Source organism: Hydrogenophaga atypica, from assembly GCF_042665215.1.
Taxonomy (GTDB): Bacteria; Pseudomonadota; Gammaproteobacteria; order Burkholderiales; family Burkholderiaceae_C; genus Hydrogenophaga; species Hydrogenophaga defluvii_A.
This window is the reverse complement of sequence record NZ_JBHTCA010000018.1, coordinates 46,763-71,402: the sequence shown is the minus strand read 5'-3', so window position 1 is coordinate 71,402 and position 24,640 is coordinate 46,763. Positions and strand designations below refer to the sequence as shown.

Genomic DNA, 24,640 nt, shown 5'->3' with positions numbered 1-24,640 from the left:
GAAGAATCTCCTGCTCGATTTGACTTGGAGGGGGCAACGCTTTGAGGATCACCCCCGCTGCGTTGCTTCCTCGCGTCCGTTCCGTGCCGGGGGCACAGGGCAGGGCGATTGGCCAACGCACCGAATTTAGCGGCAAACCACACTGCTTGACAGTGTTGCGGCGCAGCAAGTCAGCTTCGTGTCGGTAAAATCAGGGTTAATCCCGGGCGAAGCTGGTCGCCTGCGGCTCAGATTTCCGTGTTCCCAAAACCCATCAGAGACTTTTTATGTCCCTCGACAACGTCACCCCGGGCAGCAAGGTGCCCGAAGCCTTCAACGTCATCATCGAAATCCCGATGAACGCCGACCCAATCAAGTACGAGGTCGACAAGGAAACTGGCGCCATCTTCGTTGACCGTTTCATGAGCACCGCCATGCACTACCCGACCAACTACGGTTATGTGCCCAAGACCATCTCCGGCGATGGCGACCCGGTGGACGTGCTGGTCATCACCCCCGTGCCGCTGATTCCTGGTGTGGTCGTGCCGTGCCGTGCCATCGGCATCCTGAAGATGACCGATGAAGCCGGTGAAGACGGCAAGGTGTTGGCCGTGCCGGTGGACAAAATCCTGTCGCTCTACACCCAGTGGCAACAGCCGGAAGACCTGAACCCGATGCGCCTGAAGACCATCGAGCACTTCTTCGAGCACTACAAGGACCTGGAACCCGGCAAGTGGGTCAAGGTGCAGGGCTGGGAAGGCCGCGACGCTGCCCACAAGGAAATCCTGGACGGCATCGCCAATTACGAAAAAGCCCAAAAGGCCTGAGCGCCGCCTTGGGATGACAAAAAGCCCGTGTGGATCTGATCCACACGGGCTTTTTTGTAGGGGGCGGGGCCTTGTGGTGCGCCCCGTGCCGACGCGCTTACTGCACCTTGGCCTTTTTGCGCAGGCCTTCCTGGAACTCTCCCAGGCGCTGCTGCGCCATTTGTTGCGCGATTTGTGGGCGCAGTTCGTCCAGCGGCGGCAGTTGGGCGGCACGGGTGTCGTCCAGGCGAATCACGTGGTAGCCAAACTGGCTCTTGACCGGGGTGGCGGTCAATTCGCCCTTTTTCAGTTGGGTCATGGCTTCCGAGAACTCGGGCACGTAGCTGGCGGCATTGGCCCAGTCCAGGTCGCCACCGTTGGCGCCCGATCCCGGATCCTTGGACTGCTTCTTGGCGATGTCTTCAAAGCTGCCACCCTTTTGCAGCGACGCGATGATGGCCTTGGCCTCGTCTTCTTTTTCCACCAGGATGTGGCGGGCGCGGTATTCCTGACCGGCGTTGGCGGCGGCGAACTTGTCGTATTCGGCCTTGATTTCCGCATCGGTCACCGGGTTCTTTTTCTGGAAGTCGGCAAACAGCTCGCGGATCAGGATGGTTTGCGCGGCCAGCTCCATCTGTGCCTTGTATTCCTTGCTGGCCTTGAGGCCGCGCTTTTCGGCTTCCTGCATGAAGATCTCGCGCGCAATGATTTCTTCTTTGACCTGCGCCTTCAGGGCGTCGTCCACCGGGCGGCCGGAGCGGGCCACCTGCTCCAGCAGCACGTCCACACGCGAGCTGGGCACGGGCTTGCCGTTGACGATGGCGAGGTTTTGCGCGAATGCGGGTGCGGCGAAGGCCAGCACGAGGCCGGTGGCCAAAGTGGTGAGCGTGGATTTCATGGTCAGGGGGAGTTGTGGCAAACGTGCCTGGGGAACAATAAAAAGTGGGGCGCCCGACGGATCATGCGGCTGAAGATGTGGGCACGATTTCGATGGCCAGGGCATGCAGCCCAGCGTCCAGAAACGGGCGCAGCGCATCATACACAAGGCGGTGGCAGGTCACGCGTGTCTGCCCGGTAAAGGCCGGCGCGGCAACCCGCACCCGAAAGTGGGTGCCAAAACCGGTGCCGTTGCTGCCGGCGTGGCCCATGTGGGCGGCACTTTCATCGATCACTTCCAGGACCGAAGGCGCCAGGGTGTCGCGCAGCCGCGCGGCGATGGCCTGGGCGGTGACAGCCAGGCCGGGGGCGGTGGGTTCAGTCATGGGGCGGTTTGGCAGCGGTTTCTTCGGCGGCGCTCAGGTAACGCGCGATGTAAAGGCCCTGGCCAACAATGAAGACCAGCGGGAACACATAGCCCCAGAGCTTGAAGTTGACCCAGTCTTCGGTGGAAAAATAGGCGGCCACATAAGCGTTGATGGCTGCCATGAAGGCGAAGTAGCCGACCCAGGCCACCGTGAGTTTGTTCCACACTGGCTTGGGCAACTGCAACTGGCTGCCCAGCAGCATCTGCAGGAAGTTTTTGCCCCAGCCCCACAACGCCACGGCCAGCACCAGGGCCATGCTGCCATACAGCACTGTGGGCTTCCACTTGATGAAGCGCTCGTCCTGCAGGAACAGCGTGAGCATGCCAAACACCAGCACCAGCGCCAGCGTGACCTTGTGCAAGGTCTGCAGCCGGCGGTCCAGCGCGTAGATGAAGCCGGTCTGCACCACGGTGGCGGCCATCAGCACGGCGGTGGCCACATAGATGTCTTGCAGCTTGTAGGCACCGACGAACAGCAGGATGGGGAAAAAATCGATCAGGAAACGCATGGGGGGATTATCGGGCTTGGGGGGAAGACCTCACTTGGGCTTGTGTTCGAGCGAGGCCGAGTTCATGCAGTAGCGCAGGCCGGTGGGCGCCGGGCCGTCTTCGAACACATGGCCCAGGTGGGCGTCGCACTGGCTGCACACGGTTTCCACCCGCATCATGCCGTGGCTGCGGTCCACTTTCTCGGTGATGGCGCCGGGCAGGGCTTCACTGAAGCTGGGCCAGCCACAGCCGGAATCGAACTTGGCGTCGGCCTCGAACAGCTTGGCGCCACAACAGATGCAGTGGTAGCTGCCGTCGGCCCACACGTGTTCGTACTTGCCGGTGAAAGCGCGTTCGGTGGCGGCGTGGCGGGTCACTTCAAAGGCCAGCGGCTCGGCGCCTTTTTTGCGCAGCAACTCGCGCCATTCGTCGTCGGTTTTGTGGATTTTGGCGCTCATGGTGGCCTCCGGGGATGGTTCAGGAAGAACAGCTGATTTCGATCTGGTTGGCCCAGTCGGGGGGGAAGTCGGCGTGGGATTCGACGTCTGGGTGTTCGTCGAAGGGCGACTGCAGCAGCGACAACAGCTGGGCCACCTGGGAAAAGTCTTTGGTTTGCGCTGCGCGTATGGCCAATTCACCCAAGTGGTTGCGCAGCACGAATTTGGGATTGGTTTGGAGCATGTGCCGCCCGGTTGGTTCGGCGCCCTGGCTTGCGATGCGCTCACGGTACCGGGCGAGCCAGCCGTCGGCTGCGTCGCGGTCCACAAACAGGTCACGCACCGGTTCGCGGTCGCCGCTGGCCACTGCGTGCGAGAGCCGGCGCCAGAAGATGGTGTGGTCCACCCGGCCTTGGGCCAGCAGGCGCAGCAGGTCTTCGCACAGGGCGCGGTCACCATCGTCCACCTCCAACAGGCCCAGCTTGGCGCCCAGGCGCGCGAACAGCTGGTCGGGATACACCGTCTTGTAGGACTCAAGTGCGTCCAGTGCCTGCTGTTGGTCGTCCATCAGCGGCAGCAGGGCCTGGCCGAGGCAGAAGAGGTTCCAGTAGGCGATGTTGGGCTGGCGGCTGAAGGCGTAGCGCCCGGCGCTGTCGGAGTGGTTGCAGATGTGACCGGGCACATAGGCATCAAGGAACTGGAAGGGCCCGTAGTCGATGGTCAGGCCCAGGATGCTCATGTTGTCGGTGTTCATCACACCGTGGCAAAAGCCGACCGCCTGCCAGTGCGACAGCAACACCGCCGTGCGCTCACTCACCGCCTGCAACAGCGCCGCGTACGGGTTGCCCGGCACCTGCGCACATTCGGGGTAGAAATGTTCGATCACGAAGTCGGCCAGGAGGCGCAGCTCGGCGTGCTGGTCGTGGTGGCTGAAGTGCTCGAAATGCCCAAACCGGATGAAGCTGGGCGCCACGCGGGTCACCACGGCGGCGGTTTCGACGGTTTCACGGCGAACGGGCGCGTCAGAACCCGTGATGCACAGCGCCCGCGTGGTGGGCACACCCAGGGCGTGCATGGCCTCGCTGCACAGGTACTCGCGGATGGAGCTGCGCAGCACCGCCCGGCCATCGCCCATGCGGGAGTAGGGCGTGAGACCCGCGCCTTTGAGCTGGACTTCCTGCGGGCCCAGTGGCGTGTCCCACTCGCCCAGCAACAGGGCGCGGCCATCGCCGAGCTGGCCGGCCCAGACGCCGAACTGGTGACCGCTGTACACCGTGGCCATGGGCGCGCTGCCCTCGGGCACCCGGTTGCCACTGAAGACGGCCAACGCGTCGTTCGAGGCCATCCATTCATTGCTCAGGCCCAACTGCCGTGCCAGCGGCAGGTTTTGACCCACCCAGTAAGGCGCCGGCAGGGGCCGGGGAGCCAACGGGGTGCCGAACGCGTCGCCCAGGTGGGCAAAACGGGCGTTCCAGCGGGTGGGGGCGTCGGAGGCGGTGGCAAGCGTCATGTTCGGATTGTCGCGCGCTTGACTTGAACCCGGTGGCAGCGCGGCCTTGTGGCGCCCCAGGTGCCCGGTGGGCTCGGCAGATGAGGCATGATTCGGCCCACAAAGGACCACCACCTACAAAGAAGGAGCCCCCCATGCTGGGACAAATGCAAAGCCAAGCGCTGCTGATTTCCACCTTGATCGTCCACGCCGAACGCCACCATGGCAGCGGTGAAATTGTGTCGCGCCGGGTTGAAGGCGACATCCACCGCACCACCTGGGCGGGCATCGCCCGGCGTTCGCGGCAAGTGGCCAATGCCTTGGATGGCCTGCACCTGGCGTTTGGCGACCGCGTGGCCACGCTGGCCTGGAACGGTTACCGCCACCTGGAGCTGTACTTCGGCGTCAGCGGCACCGGGCGTGTGCTGCACACCCTGAACCCGCGCTTGCACCCCGACCAACTGGCCTGGATCATCAACCACGCCGACGACCGAGCCCTGTGTTTTGACATGACCTTCTTGCCCTTGGTACAGGCCGTGGCGGGGCGTTGCCCTGGTGTCAAACACTGGATTGCGTTGTGCGAAGCCGACAAGCTGCCTGCCGACAGCGGCATCCCCGGCCTGGTTGGCTACGAGGCCTGGGTGAGCGCCCAGGGCGACAGCTACACGTGGCCCGAGCTGGATGAAAACAGTGCATCGAGCATGTGCTACACCAGCGGCACCACGGGCAACCCCAAAGCCGCGCTGTATTCGCACCGCTCCACCATCCTGCACGCGTTTGGCGGCGCGCTGCCCGATTCGCTCAACCTCAGCTCGCGCGACAGCGTGCTGCCGGTGGTGCCCATGTTCCACGTCAACGCCTGGGGCATCCCGTATTCGGCGGCGGCCACGGGTTGCAAACTGGTGTTTCCCGGCCCGGCCATGGACGGCAAGTCCATCTACGAACTGCTGGAAGCCGAAAAGGTGACCATGGCCGCTGGTGTGCCCACCGTGTGGCAAATGCTGCTGGGCCACATGCAGGCCAACGGTTTGAAGTTCAGCACCGTCAAGCGCACGGTGATCGGTGGGTCCGCATGCCCGCCGGCCATGATCAAGGCCTTCAACGACGACTACGGCGTGGACGTGCTGCACGCCTGGGGCATGACCGAGATGTCGCCGCTGGGCACCGTGTGCACCTTGAAGAACGCCCAGTTGGCCCTGCCGCCTGAAGAACAGACTAAGGTGCGCCTCAAGCAGGGCCGCGCGGTGTTCGGCGTGGACATGAAAATCGTCAACGAGGCCGGTGAGGAATTGCCCTGGGACGGCAAGGCCTACGGCGACCTGCTGGTGCGTGGCCCGTGGATCATTGCGAGCTACTTCAAAGGCGAGGGCGGCGACCCGCTGCGCTACGACGCCGCTGGCAAGGGCTGGTTCCCCACCGGCGACGTGGCCACCATCGACGCCGACGGTTTCATGCAGATCACCGACCGCAGCAAGGACGTGATCAAGTCCGGCGGCGAATGGATCAGCTCCATCGACGTGGAAAACATCGCCATGGCCCACCCCGGCGTGGCCATGGCCGCCTGCATCGGCATGCCCCACCCCAAGTGGGACGAGCGCCCGATTGTGGTGGTGATGAAAAAGCCCGGTGCGACGCTCACCCGCGAGGAGCTGCTGGCCTTCTACGACGGCAAGATCGCCAAGTGGCAGGTGCCTGACGACGTGGTGTTTGTGGATGCGATTCCGCTGGGCGCCACTGGCAAGATGCAAAAGATGACGCTGCGCGAACAGCTCAAGGGCTACAAGCTGCCAGGGCTCTGAGGATCGACCGGTGAACTGGCGTGGGCTGATCGCTTCGCTGGCGCTGGCCTGCGTGTGTGGGCCGGCCCTGGCGCAGCACGGGCAGACGGTGCGGATTGCGTTCATCGACCCGCTGTCGGGCCCCATGGCCGATGTCGGTCGCAACAGCCTGCAGAGCTGGCAGTTTGTGGCCGAGCGCCAGAGTGGTGCGAAGAACCCGGCCGGTGTGCGTTTTGTGGTGGCGCCTTTCGACAACAAGGGGTCGCCGCAGGAAAGCCTGAACGCATTGAAGGCCGCCATCGATCAGGGCTTTCGCTACGTGGTGCAAGGCAACGGCTCCGGGGTGACCCATGTGCTCGCCGATGCGATTGCCCGCCACAACGCACGCCGCCCTGATGCCCCGGTCCTGCTGCTCAACTACGCGGCGACCGATCCCGCTCTCACGGGCGAGCGCTGCACCTACTGGCATTTCCGCATCGAAGCCGACACCACCATGAAGGTGGCCGCGCTGGTCGACTTTTTGGCGGGCCACCCCGAACTGCAAAAGGTCTATCTGGTGAACCAGGATTACGCCCATGGCCAACAACTGAGCCGCCACTTCAAAGAGGCGGTGGCGGAGCGGCTGCCTTCGGTGCAGGTGGTGGGTGAGGAGCTGCACCCGGCTTTCCAGTTGCGCGATTTCAAGCCACAGGTGCAGCGGTTGATGGCCTCAGGCGCGCAGGCTGTGGTCACCGGCAACTGGGGTGAAGACTTTGTCTACCTGGTGCAGGCCTTGCAAGACGCCAAAGCCCAGCTGCCGCTGTTCACGTACTACGCCGCTTTGCCGGGTGCCCCGCAGGTGTTGGCGAAAGGGGGGCAGTCCATGCCGGTGTACCAAGTGGCCTTGCACCACAACAACCCTGAGGGCGAGATGGGCCGCCTGGCGGCGGATTTTCGACGCCGCTACAAGACGGATTTCGTTGTCTACGCCACCCAGACCGGCATCCAGATGTTGGGTGCCGCGATGGCGCGCGCCGGCAGCACCGACACCCGTCGCGTGGCCGATGTGCTGGACGGCATGACGTTCCCCGTGCTCGGCGGAACGGCAACCATGCGCGGCGAAGACCACCAGCTCCAGCTGGGCCAGTTCATCTCCCGCTGGCAGCCGGTGGATGCGCGCTACCCCGTGGGCGCTGAGGGCACGGGCCACACCTTCGCTCCCTTGCAGTACGTTGACGCGCGGGTGTTGTCCCAACCCGTGCGCTGCAACATGCCTCGGCCCTGACATGGAGCTGCTGGTCCTGTCCCTGCTCAACGGCTTGAGCTACGGCTTGCTGCTGTTCATGCTCAGCGCCGGCTTGACGCTGATCTTCAGCCTCATGGGGGTGCTCAACTTTGCCCACGGCAGCTTCTACATGTTGGGCGCCTACCTCGCACACAGCCTGTCGGCAGCGTGGGGGTTCTGGTGGGCCTTGCTCGTCTCACCCCTGCTGGTGGGCGCACTGGCCGCCATGTTCTACGCTCAGGTGCTGCAGCGCGTGGCGGCCCATGGCCATGTGGCCGAACTGTTGGTCACCTTTGGCCTGAGTTACGTGCTGCTGGAGGTGGTGCAGCTGGTGTGGGGTAGGGGGCCGGTGGACTACCGCGTGCCCGCAGCGCTTTCGGGCAGCGTGTTCACGCTGTGGAATGTGCGGTTTCCAGCCTACCGCGCCTTCAGCATGGGGGTGGCCCTGCTGGTGCTGGGCGCGCTGGCGCTGTGGTTGCGCCTGAGCCGGGGCGGGCTGGTGGTGCAGGCGGCACTCAGCCACCCAAAGATGGCGCAGGCGCTGGGCCACAACGTGCCCCGTGTGTTCATGGGTGTGTTCGCTTGCGGCGCTGGCCTGGCGGCGTTGGCCGGCGTGTTGGGCGGCAACGCTTTTGTCACCGAGCCCGGCATGGCCGCCACGGTCGGCTCCATCGTGTTTGTGGTGGCCGTGGTGGGGGGGCTGGGCTCCTTGTGGGGGGCGTTCTGGGCCTCATTGCTGATGGGCCTGCTGCAAACCGCCGCTGTGGCGCTGGACCTTCCGTTGGGCGGTGTGCGTTTGAGCCAGCTGGCCCCCTTGCTGCCTTACGCCATGCTGGTGGGCATGCTGGCGCTGCACCCCCGGGGCCTGATGGGCCAGCGCGAGAGCTGAGTCATGGCGTCCTCCCACCGTTTCAACTGGGCCTGGGCGTGGCCCATGTGGGCGCTCTTGTTGCTGTGCCTGCCACTGGCGTGGGAGAGCCGGCATGCCCTGGGCCTGGCGTCGCAAATGGGCATCGCGGTGTTGGCTTGCCTGAGCTTTCATGTGCTGTGGGGGCAGGGCGGCTTGTTGAGTTTCGGGCATGCGGTCTACACCGGGGCGGGTGCCTATTTGTGCATGCACACCTTGCAGGCGCTGGCGGCGCACGGTTGGCCGCTGCCCGTGGCGCTGCTGCCATTGCTGGCAGGGGTGGGCACGGCCGTGCTGGCCTTGCCGCTGGGATGGTTGTCCACGCGCCGACCCGGCACGCCCTTCGCCATGATCACCTTGGGCTTGGGCGAACTCACCTGGGCATTGGCCCTGATGTGGCCCGCGTGGTCGGGCGGTGAGTCCGGCTTGTCGGGCAACCGTGCGGCTGGTCCGCGCTGGGGAGGCTGGGATCTGGGCCAGCCCGCGCACCTGTACCTGCTGATCGCGGTCCACACCGCCTTTGGGCTGGCCCTGGTGTGGGCCTTCACGCGGACCACCGTGGGCCGTCTGCTCAATGCGGTGCGCGACAACCCGCTTCGTGTGCCCATGCTGGGTTACGACCCCCAACGCCTGCGCCTCATGGCCTTCGTGTTCGCGGCTTTTTTGGCCGGTGTGTCGGGAGCGCTGGTGGCGCTGCACCAGGAAATTGTCACGCCGGAGGTGTTCAGCATCCACCGCTCGGGCAGCCTGCTGCTGTTCACCTTGCTGGGCGGCGCCACTTTGCTCGGGCCGGTGCTGGGCGGCGTGCTGATGGTGGCGGTGATGGTGGGCTTGTCGGGTCTCACACCGGCTTGGCTGCTGTACACGGGCCTGGGGTTCATGCTGGGCGTGGTGTGGGCGCCGCAGGGCTTGGGTGGCTTGGTGCTGGCGGCCCGGCAGGCCTTCGCTCGTGGTGGCTGGCGCCCCGGTGGACGCACCACCTCGCGTTGGTTGGGAATGGTCGTGGCCTCGGCCAGTGCCGTCGCGTTGGTGGAGATGGCTTACCAGTGGCCGCAGCACGACACGTTGGGGCCGGTGCGGCTGGTGGCCGGTCTGGCCCTGGACACCCGATCGCCTGTGCCATGGGTGCTATCGACTGGTCTGTTCTTGACCGGTTTGATGGTGTGCTGGTGGGCACGTCCACACGAAGGCCATCGACCATGAGCGCACCGGTGTTGGAGGTCGCCGGTCTGCACCAGCGTTTTGGCGCCACCGAGGTGCTGCGCGACCTGAACCTGCAGGTGCGGGCGGGCGAACGGTTGGCCGTGATCGGCCCCAACGGCGCCGGCAAATCCACGCTGTTCAACGCCATCAGCGGCTTGGTGCGGCCCAGTGCGGGCCACATACGTTTGCGGGGCCAAGCCATCACCAGCTGGTCGGTGCACAAGCGACACCAGCTGGGGTTGGCGCGCAGCTTCCAGATCAGCCAGCTGTTTGGCCAGCTGACAGTGCGCGACCACCTGCGCTGTGCAGCCAGCTGGCCCGATGGTCAGGGCTACCGTTTCTGGCGAATGCTCGACCACCAGCGCACCCTCAACGCCCGTGTGGATGCGTGGCTGGAACGCCTGGGCCTGGCAGAGCGCGCCGCCGACATCGCAGCCGAACTCAGTTACGCGGAACAACGTACCCTGGACATTGGCATGGCACTGACCAGTGAGGCGGAGGTGCTCTTGCTGGACGAACCCACGGCCGGCATGAGCCGCAGCGAAACCGCCCGTTTCGTGCCCTTGCTGCGCGAGTTGACCGAGGGCAAGACGTTGTTGATGGTGGAGCACGACATGGGCGTGGTGTTCGAGTTGGCCGATCGCATCGCGGTGCTGGTGCAGGGCGAACTGCTGGCTTGCGACACGCCGCAGGCGATACGCGCCAACCCGTCGGTGCAGCGGGCCTACCTGGGCCAGTCGCAAGGAAGCGACGCATGACCGATGCCCTCGCTGTGAGCGGTTTGCTCGCGGGTTATGGCCAGAGCCGGGTGCTGCAAGGGGTCGACTTCGAGCTGGCTGCAGGCAGCATCCTGGCGGTGCTCGGGCGCAACGGATCGGGCCGCAGCACACTGGCGCGGGCGCTGATGGGTCTGGTGCCGGCGCGCGGCAGCGTGCGCTGGCTGGGGCACGAACTGCTGGGCCTGCCACCCCATGCCATCGCCCGTCTGGGCGTGGCCTATGTGCCAGAGAGCCGCGATGTGTTCCCGCGCCTGACGGTGGCCCAGAACCTGACACTGGGCCTGCAGCCGCGCTCGACCCGCCCCGTGTGCTGGACGCAGGAATGGGTGTACGACAGTTTCCCTGCACTGGCGGCCCGCTGGGATGTGGCCGCTGGCGTGCTGTCGGGTGGTGAGCAGCAGATGCTCAGCCTCTGTCGTGCGCTCATGGGTGCCCCTCAGCTCTTGATCGTCGACGAGCCCACCGAGGGCCTGGCCCCACAGGTGGTGACGCAGGTGGACGCGTTGTTGCGTGCGTTGAGCACCCAGGGGATGGCGGTGCTGCTGATCGAGCAGAAGCTGGACCTCAGCCTGGCCGTGGCCGACCGCGTGGCCGTGATGGGGCACGGGCGGCTCGTGTTCGATGGCTCGCCCGCCCAGCTACTGGCCTCACCTGCCGTGGTGCAGGAATGGTTGGAGGTCTGAACCAGACAAGCAGGCGACACCCTGACTTTGGCGCGCCGCACAAAATCCCTACAATCGCCAAAAAACGAACGGTCGTTCTTTTTTTGAAATTTCGTCAACCCAAGGAGACTTCATGACCGCGCATTACCAGAGCCACGGCGACGTGGCCGTCATCACGCTGGACAACCCGCCCGTCAACGGGCTGGGCTTGAGCACACGGCAGGGCATCGTGGCCGCGCTGGAGCAGGCCAACGCCGATGCCGCCATCCGCGCGGTGGTGTTGACGGGCGCAGGCAAGGCCTTCTCGGGCGGTGCCGACATCCGTGAATTTGGCAGCCCCAAGGCACTGCAAGACCCGAACCTGCTGAGCGTCATCCTGGCGCTGGAGAACTTCGCCAAGCCCATCGTCGCTGCCATCCACAGCGTGTGCATGGGCGGTGGCTTGGAGCTGGCCCTGGGCGCGCACTACCGCGTGGCCGCCCCCGGCTGCAAGGTGGCCTTGCCGGAAGTGAAGCTGGGCCTGATCCCCGGCGCCGGTGGCACGCAGCGCCTGCCGCGCGTGCTGGGCGTGGAGGCCGCACTCAACATGATCGTCAGCGGTGAAGCCGTCAACAGCGAGATGCTGGCCCAGGTGCCGGGGCAGAAGCTGTTCGACAAGCTGGCCGCCTCGGCCGAGTCGCTGATGGACGAAGCCCTGGCCTTTGCCCGCAGCGTGGCCGACGTGCGTCCGCTGCCCCTGGTGCGCAACCTGCCGGCCAAACACCCGCAAGGCGATGCTTACTTCCAGTTCGCGCGCAACATGGTCAAGGGCATGAGCAAAAACTTCCCCGCGCCCGCCAAGTGTGTGGATGCGGTGGAAGCCGCCACCAAAAAGAAGTTCGCGGACGGCATGGCGTTTGAGCGCGAGATCTTCATCAACCTGATGTGGACATCTGAATGCCGCGCGCTGCGCCACCTGTTCGTGGCCGAGCGCGCCGCCAGCAAAATCCCCGACGTGCCGGAAGACACGCCCAAGCGCAACATCCAGTCGGTGGCCGTGATCGGTGCTGGCACCATGGGCGGCGGCATCTCGATGAACTTCCTCAACGCGGGCATCCCGGTCAAGATGCTGGAGATGAAGCAGGAGGCGCTGGACCGGGGCATCGCCACCATCCGCAAGAACTACGAGGCCCAGGTCAAGAAGGGCAAGCTCAAGCAGGACAAGTACGAGCAGCGCATGGCCTTGCTGAGCACCACACTCGACTACGCCGACCTCAAGGACGCGGACCTGGTGATCGAAGCCGTGTTCGAGGAAATCGGCGTCAAACAAAAGGTGTTCGAGGCGCTGGACGCGGTGATGAAACCCGGCGCCATCCTGGCCTCCAACACGTCCACGCTGGACGTTAACAAAATCGCGAACTTCACCAAGCGCCCGCAAGACGTGGTGGGCCTGCACTTCTTCAGCCCAGCCAACGTGATGAAGCTGCTGGAGGTGGTGCGTGGTGACGCCACCGCCAAGGACGTGCTGGCCACCGTGATGAGCGTGGCCAAGAAGATCAAAAAAACGGCGGTGGTGTCCGGCGTGTGCGATGGCTTCATCGGCAACCGCATGGTCGAGCAGTACGTGCGTCAAGGCGGCTTCCTGCTGGACGAAGGCTGCACCCCCGAGCAGGTGGACAAGGCGATCGAGAAGTTCGGCTTCGCCATGGGCCCCTTCCGCATGGGCGACCTGGCCGGCAACGACATTGGCTGGGCCATCCGCAAGCGCCGCGCCATCGAACACCCCGACATGAAGTACAGCAAGACCGCCGACCTGCTGTGCGAAAAAGGCCGCTACGGCCAGAAGACCGGCGCCGGCTGGTACGACTACGTGCCGGGCAAGCGCGATGCCATCCCCAACGCCGAGGTCATCCAGATGATCGAGGAGCACCGCAAGGCCCTGGGCATCACCGCGCGCAAGGTGAGCGATGAGGAAATCGTGCAGCGCCTGGTGTTCTCGCTGGTCAACGAGGCCGCCCACATCCTGGAAGAGGGCATTGCCAACAAGGCCAGCGACATCGACGTGGTTTACATCTTCGGCTACGGCTTCCCGGTGCACCGTGGCGGCCCGCTGAAGTACGCGGATGAGGTGGGTCTGTTCAACGTGACCCAGGCCATGAAACGTTTTGCGCAGAACCCGCTGGACGACGCTGCGTTCTGGCAACCCGCGCCGCTGCTGGCCCGCCTGGCGGCCGAAGGCAAGACCTTCAACTGATGCACCGCACACACGAGACAAGGACATTGCCATGACTTCCGCACTGATCGTTTCCACCGCCCGCACGCCGCTGACCAAAAGCTGGAAGGGCGCTTTCAATATGACCCACGGCGCCACTTTGGGTGGCCATGCTGTGCAACACGCCATCGCCCGCGCCGGCATCGAGGCCGGCGAGGTTGAAGACGTCATCATGGGCTGCGCCACGCCCGAAGGCGCCACCGGCGCCAACATCGCGCGCCAGATCGCGCTGATGGCCGACTGCCCGGTGTCCGTCTCGGGCATGACGGTCAACCGCTTCTGCTCGTCGGGCCTGCAAACCATCGCGCTGGCGGCTCAGCGCATCATCGCCGGGGAAGGCGACTTGTTCGTGGCCGGCGGCGTGGAGAGCATCTCCTGCGTGCAGCAGGAAATGAACCAGCACATGCTGCAAGACCTGATGCTAGCCAAGAAAAAGCCCGAAATCTACTGGAACATGCTGCAGACCGCCGAACAGGTGGCCAAGCGTTACAACATCGGCCGCGAGGCGATGGACCAGTACGGCGCTGCCAGCCAGCAAAAGGCCACTGCCGCATTGGAGGCCGGCCTGTTCAAGGACGAGATCGCCCCCATCACCGTGATCGCCGGCGTGGCCGACAAGGTCATGGGCCTGACGACCAAAAAGGTCACGGTGGAGAACGACGAAGGCATCCGCGCTGGCACGACGTTTGAAGGCATCCATGGCCTGCGCTCGGCACTGCCCGGCGGCCTGGTGTCGGCCGGCAACGCCAGCCAATTCTCTGATGGCGCTGGCGCCTGCGTGCTGATGGACGAGAAGCTGGTGAGCCAACGTGGCTTGAAGCCCCTGGGCCGCTTCCTGGGCTTTGCGGTGGCCGGCTGCGAGCCCGACGAAATGGGCATCGGCCCGGTGTTCGCGGTGCCGAAGGTGCTGAAGAAGCTGGGCCTCACGGTGAACGACATCGACCTGTGGGAGCTGAACGAAGCCTTTGCGGTGCAGGTGCTGTATTGCCGCGACAAGCTGGGCATCCCGGCTGACCGCCTCAACGTCAACGGCGGCGCCATCGCTGTGGGCCACCCCTATGGTGTGTCGGGCCAGCGCCTGACCGGCCACGCCCTCATTGAAGGCAAGCGCCGTGGCGCCAAGCGCGTGTGCGTGACCATGTGTATCGGCGGTGGCATGGGCGCGGCGGGTGTGTTTGAAGTGCTGTGATGCACTGACGTCGAGCAGAAGCGATAAAGCCCAGGCCTCATGTCGGCCTGGGCTTTTTTTTCGAGTAGCAGCTACTACTGAACAAAGTTTGCCTTCATAAATGTGGGGAAGGCCCGGTACATCGTCGCGCTTTTCTCCATGCAAATTTTTTGTTCTGTTGTTGCTTTTCCTTTGCAAGTAATGGTCAGCAGTATGTCGGCAGAAGTGCCGCTTCTGGGCATCTTTACTGCTGATGCTCCCATGGCAAAGGTGTCTGTTGGGTTGTATGTTTGGATGATGGTGTCGTTGGCCATCTGTATCTTCATATCTGAGTGGGTTGTTATAAACACCTGTGTCAATGCGAACGACTTCTCGCATGCCAACCGATCTGCGCAATGAAAGGTCGCAGCCTGCCTGGCAGTTTCAACTGCCTTTATGAGCATTGCCGTTTCTCGCGCTTGTGTTTCCCTTGCCGACCGTTCGTCGTCCTCGGCTTTTTTCTTTTTATCAGCTGCTATTTCCTTGTGATTTTTTTCTACAGTTTCAAAGTTGCCGTATGCCGTTGTCAGCTCCTCGGGACTGGCAACTTGTGCGAACAGTCGTAGCCGATTTCTTAGCAACGCAACTGCCGTGTTCTCACGGTATACGTTGAATGCTGTTGCAAGTTCATCACCAGAGAAGCTGGCTATTGCAGCGTCACGCAATTTCGGATTCGAACGATACAACTGGATGCTGGCGCCCTTCACCTCTGGGTCCGGATCCAGAAAACCATCTTCTAGTGCCCTGTAAGCACCTTCATAGTTGGCTACGGCTATCGCATTTTGCGCTCGCTGCACATACTGCACCCTTGGCGCAGTTGCTACACATGCTGACAAGCCTGCCAGCGCCAGTCCTACAACAACGGCGCGAGCAATTTTTCGAGAGTTTGAACCCATTTGCTACCTGTTTCTCTTTTGACTACGGTCGAACAGAGTCCTATTCTGCATCCGTTTCGGATGCCTAAAAAGTCGCTTTTCTCTCAAGGCGCGGACTCTGGATTTGGCGTACGACCGTCGAGAAAACCACCGACTCGGTGGGCGCAGTCATGCCGAATGTTGAAGCAGGGTGGCCGTGACCCAGGTGGCGGCCGATCACGGGTTTTTGCACATGGGCCACTTCGCTGCGCAATACCAGCGCCGCTTCGGCGAGCGCCCCGTGGAAACCCTGAAAACCCGTGCTGCTGTCATGCAGGGGTCAAGCCCACGCGCCTGAGCGCATTACAGTGGGCGCTCCCCCGGTCGAGGAGCCCCATGAGTCTGCGTCCCACCCTTGATTTTTTGCTCTACCAGTGGCTCGGTGTCGAGTCGCTGTCGTCCCGCGAGCGGTTTGCCGACCACTCGCGCGACACCTTCGATGCCGTGCTCAACACCTGCGAACGCATCGCCCGCGACAAGTACGCACCCTTCAACCGCCTGGTGGACACCCAGGAGCCGCACTTTGATGGCGACAAGGTCATCCTGCCCCAAGCCACCCACGACGCCCAAAAAGCCTACGCCGACAGCGGCATGCTCAGCGCCGCGCAGGATTACGCCATCGGTGGCATGCAGTTGCCCTACACGGTGGAGGCCTCGGGCAACGCCTTTTTTGCCATGGCCTCGGTCAGCATCGGCAGTGGCATGTTGACCACCGGCAACGCCAACCTGCTCATGCAACATGGCACCGAGCTGCAGAAGCGCGTGTTCGCGCTCAACGAGTTTTCGGGCCGCTGGTCGGGCACCATGTGCCTGAGCGAGCCGCAGGCGGGCTCGTCCCTCAGCGACGTGATGACCCGTGCCGTGCCCGACGGCGATGGGTTTGAAACCGATCCGCTGGGACCGCGCTATCGCCTGACTGGCAACAAGATGTGGATTTCGGCTGGCGAGCACGAGCTGACAGAGAACATCGTTCACCTGGTGTTGGCCAAGATACCGGACGACAACGGCAAGCTGGTTCCCGGTACGCGTGGCATCAGCCTGTTCATCGTGCCCAAAAAGCTGGTCGATGTGAACGGCCAACTCACCGGCGAACGCAACGACGTGGCGCTGGCGGGCCTCAACCACAAGTGTGGCTGGCGCGGCACCACCAACACCTTGCTCAATTTCGGCGAAGGCAAGTTTCCCGTGAACGGCCAAGCCGGTGCCGTGGGCTACCTGGTGGGCCAGCCGGGCAAGGGCTTGCACTGCATGTTCCACATGATGAACGAAGCCCGCATCGGCGTGGGCATGGCCGCCACCATGCTGGGTTTGGCCGGCTACCACGCCAGCCTGGATTACGCCAAGAACCGACCGCAGGGCAGGGCCGTGGGCCCCGCAGGCAAAGACGCGTCGGCACCCCAAATTCGCATCATCGAACACGCCGACGTCAAGCGCATGTTGCTGGCGCAAAAAGCGTATTGCGAAGGCGCGCTGGCGCTGGAGCTGTACTGCGCCCGCCTGGTGGACGAGCAGCATACCGGCACGCTCGAGGCCGCCGACGAGGCGCGGCTGCTGCTGGAGGTGCTCACGCCCATCGCCAAAAGCTGGCCCAGCGAATGGTGCCTGGAGGCCAACAGCCTGGCCATCCAGGTGCATGGCGGCTACGGCTACACGCGCGACTTCCCGGTCGAACAGTACTGGCGCGACAACCGCTTGAACATGATCCACGAGGGCACCCACGGCATCCAGGCGACCGATCTGCTGGGCCGCAAGGTGCTGATGGACAACGGCCGAGGCCTGCAACTGCTGGCCGCGCGCATCAACGACACCGTGCAGCGCGCCATCCAGCAAGCCGCGCTGGCGGCCCACGCCAACGCGCTGGCTGCGGCGCTGCAACGCGTGGGCGCCGCCACCAAAGCGGCCTGGGCCACCGGCAACCCCGCCGAGGCTTTGGCCAACGCCGTGCCCTACATGCAGGCCTTTGGGCACACGGTGATGGCGTGGATTTGGCTCGATGTGGCCTTGGCCGCGTTGAACCACGATGCCGCCCAGACGCAGCCCACCACCTTGGGCCGCCTGGCCGCCACCCGCTATTTCTTCCACTACGAGCTGCCCAAGATCGCCGGCTGGCTGCCGGTGGTGGAAAACCGCGACCCCACCTGCGCCGACCTGCCCGAGGCGGCCTTCTGAATTTTTGACATCTGACGGAGACATGACATGACACGCACGGTTCAACAACTGTTCGACCTCAGCGGCAAGACCGCGCTGGTGACCGGCGGCTCGCGCGGCCTCGGCTTGCAAATGGCCCAGGCCCTGGGCGAGGCCGGCGCCCGCATCATGCTGACCTCGCGCAAGGCGGCCGACCTGGAGCAGGCCGTGGCCACGCTGCAGGACCAGGGCATCGACGCCCGCTGGATCGCCGCCGACTGCGCCAAGGAGGCCGACATTCAGCGCCTCACCGACGAAACCCTGGAGCGCATGGGCGACATCGACATCCTGGTCAACAACGCTGGCGCCTCCTGGGGGGCGCCCGCCGAAGACCACCCGATCGAGGCCTGGGACAAGGTGATGAACCTCAACATCCGGGGCTATTTCCTGCTCAGCCAGGCCGTGGGCAAACGCAGCATGATCGGGCGAAAAAGTGGCAGCATCATCAACCTCGCCAGCATCGCAGGCCTGGGCGGCAACCCGGTGGAAATGCAGACCATCGCGTACAACACGTCCAAGGGCGCTGTGCTCAATTTCACACGTGCCCTAGCCGGCGAATGGGGTCGCTACGGCATCCGCGTCAACACCATTTGCCCGGGCTTTTTCCCAAGCAAGATGGCCAATGGCTTGCTTGAAGTGATTGGGCCGAAGCTGGTAGAAGGCACGCCGCTGGGCCGCCTGGGCGACGATGAAGGCCTCAAGGGCCTGACGTTGCTGTTTGCCAGCGATGCTGGCAAACACATCACTGGCCAGCACATGGCGGTGGATGGCGGTATGTCGGCTCTGATTGGGGGCTGAGCATGCCGATTCCCTTTGGCACCAGCATTCCGTTCATTGAATTGTTGGGCTGCGAACTGCAGGTGTTCGAGAATGGGCGCTCCGAGATCACGCTGGCACCCAAGCCTGAGCATCTCAATGCGTTTGCGGTGGTGCATGGCGGCGTGTTGATGACACTTCACGACGTGACCATGGCGGCGGCGGCGCGCAGCGCCACTGACGGTTTGGGTGCCATTACCATCGAGATGAAAACGAGTTTCATGCGCGCTGCCAAGGCGCCGCTGCGGGCCGAAGGCCGCCTGATCCACCGCACCAAAAGCATGGCCTTCACCGAGGCCACCATATTCGACGCCGAGGGTGTGGCCTGCAGCCACGCCACCGGCACCTTCAAGTACGTGCCCGGCTGGGGCGCCCACGCAGCGCCCGTTTCGCAAGTGCCGACCGACTGAGCCCTTTTCCACCGAGGACCACCATGACCCAGAATACCCAGATCCTGCTCGACAACCGCCCTGTGGGCGAAGCCACTGTTGGCAACTTCAAAGCCGTCACCACCGACACGCCCGCGCTGCAGGACGGCCAGGTGCTGGTGCGCCACCACTTCCTGAGCCTGGACCCCTACATGCGCGGCCGCATGAACGACAGCAAAAGCTACGCTGCCTCGCAACCCCTGGGCGAGGTGATGATCGGCGGCACCGCCGGCGAGGTGGTCGAGTCGCGCCACCCCAAGTACCAGCCGGGCGACCTGGTGGTGGGCATGGGCGGCTGGCAGCAGTACAGCGTGGTCAACGCCGCCGATCCCGGCGCGCTGCGCAAGGTGGACACCACGCACGTGCCGCTGAGCCACCACCTGGGTGCGGTGGGCATGCCCGGCGTGACGGCCTGGTACGGCCTGGTCAAGATCATCGAACCGAAAGCCGGTGAAACCATGGTGGTGAGCGCCGCCAGTGGCGCAGTGGGCAGCGCATTTGGTGCCTTGGCCAAAGCACGTGGCTGCCGCGTTGTGGGCATCGCCGGTGGCCCCGACAAATGCAGGTACCTCACCGACGAGCTGGGTTTTGACGCCGCCATCGACCACCGCGCCCACCCCGACCTCAAGAGCATGAGCCAGGCGCTCAAGGCCGCCTGCCCGAACGGCATCGACGGCTACTTCGAGAACGTCGGCGGCCACATCCTTGACGCTGTGCTGCTGCGCGCCAATGCCTTTGCGCGCATTGCGGTGTGCGGCATGATCGCCGGCTACGACGGTGCACCGCTGCCGCTGCAGAACCCGGCGCTGATCCTGGTCAACCGCATGAAGGTGCAAGGCTTCATCGTGAGCGAGCACATGGAGGTGTGGCCGGAAGCATTGAAAGAGCTGGGCACGCTGGTGGGCACGGGCAAGCTGCGCCCGCGCGAGAGCGTGGCCCAGGGCATCGAGAGCGCGCCCGAGGCTTTCCTGGGCCTGCTCAAGGGCAAGAACTTCGGCAAGCAACTCGTCAAGCTGATCTAGGGCCTGTTCACACTATTTTTCCGAGATGCGTTGCGAGTCAAAAAGGCCATGCGCAAGGCGCGAAACGCCGCCGGGGTATGCCCCCGGCAAGGCTTCGCAACGCCGCGCATGGCCTTTTTGGCCGCAACCCGAAGGGAACGGGGTGAAAACAGCGCCACTCGTCGTTGCACTCCTAGGCCAGACGCCCAGTCTGGCCGTCGTCGCGCGCCTAGATTGGCGCTGTTTTCACCCCGTTCGCACTCGGAAAAATAGTGTGAACAGGCCCTAAACGCCATCGAAGGAGACGCGCCATGTCCGACCTGATCCTGCACCACTACCCGGCCTCGCCGTTCTCCGAAAAAGTGCGCCTTATCCTGGGCGCCAAGAAGCTGGCATGGAAGTCGGTGCACATCCCCATGGTGATGCCCAAGCCCGATGTGCTGGCGCTCACCGGCGGTTATCGGCGCACGCCTTTCCTGCAGATAGGCGCCGACATCTACTGCGACACCGCGCTGATCTGCGACGTGCTGGAACACCGCCAGCCCTTGCCTTCGCTGTACCCGGCGGCGGAAAAGGGCGTGGCGCGCATCGTGGCGCAATGGGCCGACAGCACGCTGTTCTGGGCCGCCATGGCCTACAGCCTGCAGCCCAAGGGTGCTGCCAGCATGTGGGAAGGCGCACCGCCCGAAGCGGTCAAGGCCTTTGCGGCCGACCGGGGGGCCATGTCGCAAGGCATGACCCGCCTGCGCCCGGCCGACGCCACCGGCGCCTACAAGAGCTACCTGCGTCGCATCGCTCACATGCTGGAGCAGAACGATTTTCTGTTGGGCGACGCGCCCTGCGTGGCCGACTTCGCCGTCTACCACCCGCTGTGGTTCACACGACACCGCACGCCCGCTGTGGCTGACATCTTCCAGGCCACCCCGGTGGTGCTGGACTGGGTGGACCGCATGGCGGCGCTGGGCCATGGTGCGCCCGAAAAAATGAGCGCCACCGACGCCATTGCGGTGGCCAAGGCCAGCACCCCAGCCGTCCACCCGGACGACCATTTCCAGAACGACCATGGCATCGACCTGGGCAGCCGTGTCGGCATCGCGGCCGAAAGTTTTGGCCTTGAGGTGACCGAAGGCGAACTGGTGGCCGCCACCCGCACCCAGCTCACGCTGCGCCGTGTGGACGAACGCGCCGGCACGGTGCACGTGCATTTCCCGCGGGCGGGGTACGTGATGCGCGCCGTGGCATGAGCTTGGTTTGGCGTTTCCAGGCCTTTGACGCGCTGAGCGTTGCCGAGCTGTACGCGGTGCTGCGGTTGCGCAGCGAGGTGTTTGTGGTCGAGCAGAACTGCGTGTTCCTGGACATGGACAACAGCGACGCGCAGGCCATGCACCTCATGGGCCACACTGGCAAGATGGGCGAAGCTAAAGGTGAGCTGGTGGCCTACGCGCGGTGTTTTGGCCCCGGGGTCAAGTACGCCGAAGCGAGCATTGGCCGCGTGATCACCGCATCCCAGGCCCGCGCCGGCGGGCTGGGCCACGTGCTCATGCGCGAGGCGGTGCGCGCCCTGCAAGCGCACTGGGGCCCGCAGCCCATACGCATCGGCGCACAAGCGCGGCTGCAGGCGTTTTACGAACAACACGGTTTTGTCCGCGAGGGCGAGCCTTACATCGAAGACGGCATCCCACACATCGAGATGCTGCGACCACCCACCAGAGAGGAGCACACATGATCACGGAATTCAAGGGCAGGACGGCGATCATCACCGGCGCGGGTTCGGGCTTTGGCCTGGAGGTGGCGCGCATTGCCGCCAGCCGAGGCATGCACCTGGTGCTGCTGGATGTGCAGAAGGACGCGCTGGACGCTGCGCAGGCCGAGTTGGAAGCCACCGGCGCCCAGGTGCTGGCGCAGCGGGTGGATGTTTCCTGCGCTGAGCAGATGACGGTTCTGGCTGAAGCGGTGCTGGCACGGTTTGGCGCACCGCACTTGGTGTTCAACAACGCGGGTGTGGGCTCGGGCGGCTTGATCTGGGAAAACTCGGTAAAAGACTGGGAATGGGTGCTCGGCGTCAACCTCTGGGGTGTCATCCATGGGGTGCGCTTGTTCACGCCCATGATGTTGGCCGCCGCCAAGGCCGACCCCACGTGGCGCGGCCACATCGTCAACACCGCCAGCATGGCGGGCTTGCTCACCCCGCCCAACATGGGCGTCTACAACGTCAGCAAACACGCCGTGGTGGCACTGAGCGAAACGCTGTACCAAGACTTGCGCCTGGTGACCGACCAGATCGGTGCCAGCGTGTTGTGCCCGTATTTTGTGGCGACTGGCATTCACCAGAGCGACCGCAACCGCCCGCAGGACATGGCCGGCGAGAAGCCCACCGCCAGTCAGATGGTCAACCAGGCCATGACCGGCAAGGCGGTCAACAGTGGCAAGGTGACGGCCGCACAGGTGGCGCAAAAGGTGTTTGCTGCCCTGGAAGCGGACCAGTTCTACATCTTCAGCCACCCCCACGCGCTGGGCAATGTGCAGACCCGAATGGAAGACGTGTTGCAAGCACGCAATCCCACCGACCCCTTCGCCGAACGGCCAGATGTGGGTGTGACGCTGAAGGCCGCGCTGCGCGCGGCTTGAACCTGGAGATTCTGGACAGCAAAAAGCCGCCCAGAAGGCGGCTCTTGAAGTGACGGGCCTTGCCTGCAGCGCGAGGCTGCAGCGGCCTGTCAGGCGGCTCAGTAAGAGCGGCGCGGTTCGCGGTCGCGGTAGCCGCCACCGGAGTTCGACTCTTTGGGGCGCGACACGTTGACAACGATGGAGCGGCCACCGACGGACATGCCGTTCAGGCCGGCAATCGCTGCCTGGGCTTCTTCGGCGGAACCCATTTCGACAAAGCCGAAACCCTTGGAGCGACCGGAATCGCGGTCCATCATCACGGTGGCCGAGCCCACGCTGCCGTAGGCAGAGAAGTTGTGGCGCAGGGCTTGGTCGTCGATGGTGTAGGGCAGGTTGCCCACGTACAGTTTGCTGCTCATGATGAGCCTTTCAGAGAGAGTGTGCCGCCGGATGTGTGTGGCGGCACTGAGAGAGGCGTGGTGTCATTCAAAACCACGCTGAGAATGTGCCCCACCATTCGGGTTGGGCACATGACAGGGCCGGCTCGCCCAATGGCTGCTGGCCCTGAAGCTGGGGTTTGAGGCCTCAGCAAGCCCGTATTATATTTCAGTTTGAAATATTTGTCTTGGTTTTTATTATTCGAATTTATATTCGATGCGGAGCATCCCGAACCCACCTCAGTCCGCCTCAAACTGGGTGGCGTTTTTGCCCTTGAACGGCGCATAAAACGCTTTGATGGCCGCCAAATCGGCTTGCACATCGCCTGTGGGCTCGAACACCGGACCCAGGCCACTGCGCTTGTCGTGGTAGTCCATGTAGGCCATCACGATGGGCACCTGGGCGCCCACGGCGATGTGATAGAAGCCGGTTTTCCAGTAGCGGGTTTTGCTCCGCGTGCCTTCTGGGGGAACGATGAGTTGCAGCGGCCCATCGGCCGCCTGGATGGCGGCCACGGATGCGGCCACCAGGTTGCTGGACTGCTCACGGTTGACCGGGATGCCACCCAGCCAGCGCATCACCCCACGAAACGGCGGCTTGAAGATGCTTTGTTTGCCCATCCAGTACACGTTCAGGCGCAAGGCAAACGCCACCATCAGGGTGTAGGGCAGGTCCCAGTTGCTGGTGTGGGGCGCGGCGATCAACACCGCTTTGGTGGCGTGGGTGGGCAAGGCTCCCTCGATCCGCCAACCGCTCAGGCGCAAGAACGCCACTGAAAAGACACGCAGGAATGTGTTGACGACCGGCGTCGTGAAAATGGTGCGGTGCATGGGCGACTCAGTATTCCAGTCGCTCGGGCCTCACCTCCTGCAGGATGGTGGTCGCGATTTCTTCGATGGATTTTGTGGTGGTGGACAACCAGCGCACCCCGGCGCGGCGCATCATGCTCTCAGCCTCGTTCACCTCGTGGCGGCAGTTTTCCAGGCTGGCGTAACGCGAGTTCGGCCGGCGCTCGTTGCGGATTTCGCTCAGCCGCATGGGGTCGATGGTCAGACCGAACAGCTTTTTGCGGTGCGGCACCAGGGCCGGCGGCAGCTGGCGCCGCTCGAAGTCTTCGGGAATCAGCGGGTAGTTGGACGCCTTGACCCCGTATTGCATGGCCAGGTAGAGGCTGGTGGGCGTTTTGCCGCTGCGGCTCACCCCGACCAGGATGACATCCGAGCCTTCGAGGTCGGCGTGGCTTTGGCCGTCGTCGTGGGCCAGCGAGTAGTTGATGGCCTCGATCCGGTCGTGGTAGGCCTGGCTTTTGGATGCGTCCGAGAAGCGGCCCACGCGGTGGTTGCTTTTGATGCCCAGCTCGGCTTCCAGCGGTTCCACAAAGGTGCCGAACATGTCCATGATCATGCCGTGGCAGTGCGTCTTGATCACTTCCAGCACTTCCATGTTCACCACGGTGAGGAAGACCAAGGGACGTTTGCCCTCCACCTGGGCCACGTGGTTGATCTGGCGCACCGCCTGATGGGCCTTGTCGGCGTCGTCCACAAAGGGCAGGCGCACCCGGCGGTGTTTGGCCTCGAACTGCGCCAGGATGGCGTTGCCAAAGGTTTCGGCGGTGATGCCGGTCCCGTCGGAGATGAAAAAGGCGGTGCGATGGGGCATGTGGCGGTTTGCTGAGGGCGGTTCTGTGCGGCGCGG

At 64.1% G+C, this 24,640-nt stretch carries 25 protein-coding genes; 16 read left to right on the top strand and 9 right to left on the bottom strand.

Annotation, left to right across the window (positions count from 1 at the left end; genetic code table 11):
• Positions 1 to 266: 266 nt before the first annotated feature.
• On the top strand, positions 267 to 806 hold the full coding sequence (gene ppa / locus ACFQPB_RS17925) for an inorganic diphosphatase (protein ID WP_382226227.1): 540 nt from the start codon (positions 267 to 269) through the stop codon (positions 804 to 806).
• A 97-nt stretch (positions 807 to 903) separates the two neighbouring features.
• Here ppa and ACFQPB_RS17920 read toward each other — a convergent pair whose 3' ends face one another.
• From ACFQPB_RS17920 to ACFQPB_RS17900, 5 genes are all read right to left on the bottom strand, one after another.
• Positions 904 to 1,683, bottom strand: coding sequence for a peptidylprolyl isomerase (locus ACFQPB_RS17920; RefSeq protein ID WP_382203769.1), 780 nt, complete (start codon positions 1,681 to 1,683; stop codon positions 904 to 906).
• 61 nt (positions 1,684 to 1,744) lie between these two features.
• Entirely contained in the window at positions 1,745 to 2,047 is a 303-nt protein-coding gene (locus ACFQPB_RS17915; protein ID WP_382226224.1) for a BolA family protein, read from the bottom strand.
• Positions 2,040 to 2,597 (bottom strand): septation protein A, encoded by a 558-nt coding sequence (locus tag ACFQPB_RS17910; protein ID WP_382226221.1) that lies wholly within the window; start codon positions 2,595 to 2,597, stop codon positions 2,040 to 2,042. Before ACFQPB_RS17910 ends, ACFQPB_RS17915 begins: the two co-directional genes overlap by 8 nt.
• Before the next feature lie 30 nt (positions 2,598 to 2,627).
• Positions 2,628 to 3,035, bottom strand: coding sequence for a peptide-methionine (R)-S-oxide reductase MsrB (gene msrB / locus ACFQPB_RS17905; RefSeq protein ID WP_382203774.1), 408 nt, complete (start codon positions 3,033 to 3,035; stop codon positions 2,628 to 2,630).
• Between the two features lie 19 nt (positions 3,036 to 3,054).
• Entirely contained in the window at positions 3,055 to 4,524 is a 1,470-nt protein-coding gene (locus ACFQPB_RS17900) for a protein adenylyltransferase SelO (protein ID WP_382226220.1), read from the bottom strand.
• A 134-nt stretch (positions 4,525 to 4,658) separates the two neighbouring features.
• Between ACFQPB_RS17900 and ACFQPB_RS17895 the strand changes: the two genes are divergently transcribed.
• From ACFQPB_RS17895 to ACFQPB_RS17860, 8 genes are all read left to right on the top strand, one after another.
• Positions 4,659 to 6,302, top strand: a complete 1,644-nt coding sequence (locus ACFQPB_RS17895; protein WP_382226217.1) for a 3-(methylthio)propionyl-CoA ligase — start codon at positions 4,659 to 4,661, stop codon at positions 6,300 to 6,302.
• Between the two features lie 10 nt (positions 6,303 to 6,312).
• Positions 6,313 to 7,545 (top strand): branched-chain amino acid ABC transporter substrate-binding protein, encoded by a 1,233-nt coding sequence (locus ACFQPB_RS17890; RefSeq protein ID WP_382226215.1) that lies wholly within the window; start codon positions 6,313 to 6,315, stop codon positions 7,543 to 7,545.
• A 1-nt stretch (position 7,546) separates the two neighbouring features.
• Positions 7,547 to 8,434: a branched-chain amino acid ABC transporter permease gene (locus ACFQPB_RS17885; RefSeq protein ID WP_382226213.1), complete on the top strand. Its 888-nt coding sequence runs from the start codon at positions 7,547 to 7,549 to the stop codon at positions 8,432 to 8,434.
• A gap of 3 nt (positions 8,435 to 8,437) precedes the next feature.
• Complete coding sequence (locus tag ACFQPB_RS17880) at positions 8,438 to 9,655, top strand: branched-chain amino acid ABC transporter permease (RefSeq protein ID WP_382226210.1); 1,218 nt, start codon at positions 8,438 to 8,440, stop codon at positions 9,653 to 9,655.
• Positions 9,652 to 10,413, top strand: a complete 762-nt coding sequence (locus ACFQPB_RS17875) for an ABC transporter ATP-binding protein (protein ID WP_382226207.1) — start codon at positions 9,652 to 9,654, stop codon at positions 10,411 to 10,413. The genes ACFQPB_RS17880 and ACFQPB_RS17875 overlap by 4 nt, the downstream gene beginning before the upstream one ends.
• Entirely contained in the window at positions 10,410 to 11,117 is a 708-nt protein-coding gene (locus ACFQPB_RS17870) for an ABC transporter ATP-binding protein (RefSeq protein WP_382226204.1), read from the top strand. Before ACFQPB_RS17875 ends, ACFQPB_RS17870 begins: the two co-directional genes overlap by 4 nt.
• Positions 11,118 to 11,229: 112 nt before the next feature.
• Positions 11,230 to 13,329, top strand: a complete 2,100-nt coding sequence (locus ACFQPB_RS17865; RefSeq protein WP_382226202.1) for a 3-hydroxyacyl-CoA dehydrogenase NAD-binding domain-containing protein — start codon at positions 11,230 to 11,232, stop codon at positions 13,327 to 13,329.
• Between the two features lie 31 nt (positions 13,330 to 13,360).
• Positions 13,361 to 14,536, top strand: a complete 1,176-nt coding sequence (locus ACFQPB_RS17860; RefSeq protein ID WP_382226199.1) for an acetyl-CoA C-acyltransferase — start codon at positions 13,361 to 13,363, stop codon at positions 14,534 to 14,536.
• Positions 14,537 to 14,610: 74 nt separating this feature from the next.
• Here ACFQPB_RS17860 and ACFQPB_RS17855 read toward each other — a convergent pair whose 3' ends face one another.
• A complete protein-coding gene (locus ACFQPB_RS17855; RefSeq protein ID WP_382226196.1) occupies positions 14,611 to 15,450 on the bottom strand; it encodes a hypothetical protein in 840 nt (279 codons plus the stop codon).
• A 354-nt stretch (positions 15,451 to 15,804) separates the two neighbouring features.
• Between ACFQPB_RS17855 and ACFQPB_RS17850 the strand changes: the two genes are divergently transcribed.
• From ACFQPB_RS17850 to ACFQPB_RS17820, 7 genes are all read left to right on the top strand, one after another.
• Positions 15,805 to 17,637: an acyl-CoA dehydrogenase gene (locus ACFQPB_RS17850; RefSeq protein WP_382226194.1), complete on the top strand. Its 1,833-nt coding sequence runs from the start codon at positions 15,805 to 15,807 to the stop codon at positions 17,635 to 17,637.
• 27 nt (positions 17,638 to 17,664) lie between these two features.
• Entirely contained in the window at positions 17,665 to 18,453 is a 789-nt protein-coding gene (locus tag ACFQPB_RS17845) for an SDR family oxidoreductase (RefSeq protein ID WP_382226191.1), read from the top strand.
• Between the two features lie 2 nt (positions 18,454 to 18,455).
• Positions 18,456 to 18,881, top strand: coding sequence for a PaaI family thioesterase (locus ACFQPB_RS17840; RefSeq protein WP_382226188.1), 426 nt, complete (start codon positions 18,456 to 18,458; stop codon positions 18,879 to 18,881).
• Positions 18,882 to 18,904: 23 nt separating this feature from the next.
• Positions 18,905 to 19,921, top strand: coding sequence for an NADP-dependent oxidoreductase (locus ACFQPB_RS17835; RefSeq protein WP_382226185.1), 1,017 nt, complete (start codon positions 18,905 to 18,907; stop codon positions 19,919 to 19,921).
• A 290-nt stretch (positions 19,922 to 20,211) separates the two neighbouring features.
• Positions 20,212 to 21,144 carry a glutathione S-transferase family protein gene (locus tag ACFQPB_RS17830; protein ID WP_382226181.1) on the top strand — a complete coding sequence of 311 codons (933 nt, stop codon included), beginning with the start codon at positions 20,212 to 20,214 and terminating at the stop codon, positions 21,142 to 21,144.
• Positions 21,141 to 21,626, top strand: coding sequence for a GNAT family N-acetyltransferase (locus ACFQPB_RS17825; RefSeq protein ID WP_382226178.1), 486 nt, complete (start codon positions 21,141 to 21,143; stop codon positions 21,624 to 21,626). The genes ACFQPB_RS17830 and ACFQPB_RS17825 overlap by 4 nt, the downstream gene beginning before the upstream one ends.
• Positions 21,623 to 22,528: an SDR family oxidoreductase gene (locus tag ACFQPB_RS17820; protein ID WP_382226176.1), complete on the top strand. Its 906-nt coding sequence runs from the start codon at positions 21,623 to 21,625 to the stop codon at positions 22,526 to 22,528. Before ACFQPB_RS17825 ends, ACFQPB_RS17820 begins: the two co-directional genes overlap by 4 nt.
• Positions 22,529 to 22,626: 98 nt before the next feature.
• Here ACFQPB_RS17820 and ACFQPB_RS17815 read toward each other — a convergent pair whose 3' ends face one another.
• The 3 genes from ACFQPB_RS17815 to ppsR form a co-directional block, all read right to left on the bottom strand.
• Positions 22,627 to 22,926 (bottom strand): RNA recognition motif domain-containing protein, encoded by a 300-nt coding sequence (locus ACFQPB_RS17815; protein ID WP_382226173.1) that lies wholly within the window; start codon positions 22,924 to 22,926, stop codon positions 22,627 to 22,629.
• A 258-nt stretch (positions 22,927 to 23,184) separates the two neighbouring features.
• Positions 23,185 to 23,775 (bottom strand): lysophospholipid acyltransferase family protein, encoded by a 591-nt coding sequence (locus tag ACFQPB_RS17810; protein ID WP_382226170.1) that lies wholly within the window; start codon positions 23,773 to 23,775, stop codon positions 23,185 to 23,187.
• 7 nt (positions 23,776 to 23,782) lie between these two features.
• Positions 23,783 to 24,604, bottom strand: a complete 822-nt coding sequence (gene ppsR, locus ACFQPB_RS17805; RefSeq protein ID WP_382226167.1) for a posphoenolpyruvate synthetase regulatory kinase/phosphorylase PpsR — start codon at positions 24,602 to 24,604, stop codon at positions 23,783 to 23,785.
• Between the last annotated feature and the right edge of the window lie 36 nt (positions 24,605 to 24,640).

Coding starts and splice junctions, on each gene's coding strand:
- ACFQPB_RS17810 (WP_382226170.1), bottom strand. CDS start 23,775: ATGCACCGCACCATTTTCACGACGCCGGTCGTCAACACATTCCTGCGT.
- ppa (WP_382226227.1), top strand. CDS start 267: ATGTCCCTCGACAACGTCACCCCGGGCAGCAAGGTGCCCGAAGCCTTC.
- ACFQPB_RS17835 (WP_382226185.1), top strand. CDS start 18,905: ATGACCCAGAATACCCAGATCCTGCTCGACAACCGCCCTGTGGGCGAA.
- ACFQPB_RS17880 (WP_382226210.1), top strand. CDS start 8,438: ATGGCGTCCTCCCACCGTTTCAACTGGGCCTGGGCGTGGCCCATGTGG.
- ACFQPB_RS17840 (WP_382226188.1), top strand. CDS start 18,456: ATGCCGATTCCCTTTGGCACCAGCATTCCGTTCATTGAATTGTTGGGC.
- ACFQPB_RS17855 (WP_382226196.1), bottom strand. CDS start 15,450: ATGGGTTCAAACTCTCGAAAAATTGCTCGCGCCGTTGTTGTAGGACTG.
- ACFQPB_RS17900 (WP_382226220.1), bottom strand. CDS start 4,524: ATGACGCTTGCCACCGCCTCCGACGCCCCCACCCGCTGGAACGCCCGT.
- ACFQPB_RS17865 (WP_382226202.1), top strand. CDS start 11,230: ATGACCGCGCATTACCAGAGCCACGGCGACGTGGCCGTCATCACGCTG.
- ACFQPB_RS17815 (WP_382226173.1), bottom strand. CDS start 22,926: ATGAGCAGCAAACTGTACGTGGGCAACCTGCCCTACACCATCGACGAC.
- ACFQPB_RS17820 (WP_382226176.1), top strand. CDS start 21,623: ATGATCACGGAATTCAAGGGCAGGACGGCGATCATCACCGGCGCGGGT.
- ACFQPB_RS17845 (WP_382226191.1), top strand. CDS start 17,665: ATGACACGCACGGTTCAACAACTGTTCGACCTCAGCGGCAAGACCGCG.
- ACFQPB_RS17850 (WP_382226194.1), top strand. CDS start 15,805: ATGAGTCTGCGTCCCACCCTTGATTTTTTGCTCTACCAGTGGCTCGGT.
- ACFQPB_RS17825 (WP_382226178.1), top strand. CDS start 21,141: ATGAGCTTGGTTTGGCGTTTCCAGGCCTTTGACGCGCTGAGCGTTGCC.
- ACFQPB_RS17895 (WP_382226217.1), top strand. CDS start 4,659: ATGCTGGGACAAATGCAAAGCCAAGCGCTGCTGATTTCCACCTTGATC.
- ACFQPB_RS17915 (WP_382226224.1), bottom strand. CDS start 2,047: ATGACTGAACCCACCGCCCCCGGCCTGGCTGTCACCGCCCAGGCCATC.
- ACFQPB_RS17910 (WP_382226221.1), bottom strand. CDS start 2,597: ATGCGTTTCCTGATCGATTTTTTCCCCATCCTGCTGTTCGTCGGTGCC.
- ACFQPB_RS17885 (WP_382226213.1), top strand. CDS start 7,547: ATGGAGCTGCTGGTCCTGTCCCTGCTCAACGGCTTGAGCTACGGCTTG.
- ACFQPB_RS17920 (WP_382203769.1), bottom strand. CDS start 1,683: ATGAAATCCACGCTCACCACTTTGGCCACCGGCCTCGTGCTGGCCTTC.
- ppsR (WP_382226167.1), bottom strand. CDS start 24,604: ATGCCCCATCGCACCGCCTTTTTCATCTCCGACGGGACCGGCATCACC.
- msrB (WP_382203774.1), bottom strand. CDS start 3,035: ATGAGCGCCAAAATCCACAAAACCGACGACGAATGGCGCGAGTTGCTG.
- ACFQPB_RS17870 (WP_382226204.1), top strand. CDS start 10,410: ATGACCGATGCCCTCGCTGTGAGCGGTTTGCTCGCGGGTTATGGCCAG.
- ACFQPB_RS17875 (WP_382226207.1), top strand. CDS start 9,652: ATGAGCGCACCGGTGTTGGAGGTCGCCGGTCTGCACCAGCGTTTTGGC.
- ACFQPB_RS17860 (WP_382226199.1), top strand. CDS start 13,361: ATGACTTCCGCACTGATCGTTTCCACCGCCCGCACGCCGCTGACCAAA.
- ACFQPB_RS17830 (WP_382226181.1), top strand. CDS start 20,212: ATGTCCGACCTGATCCTGCACCACTACCCGGCCTCGCCGTTCTCCGAA.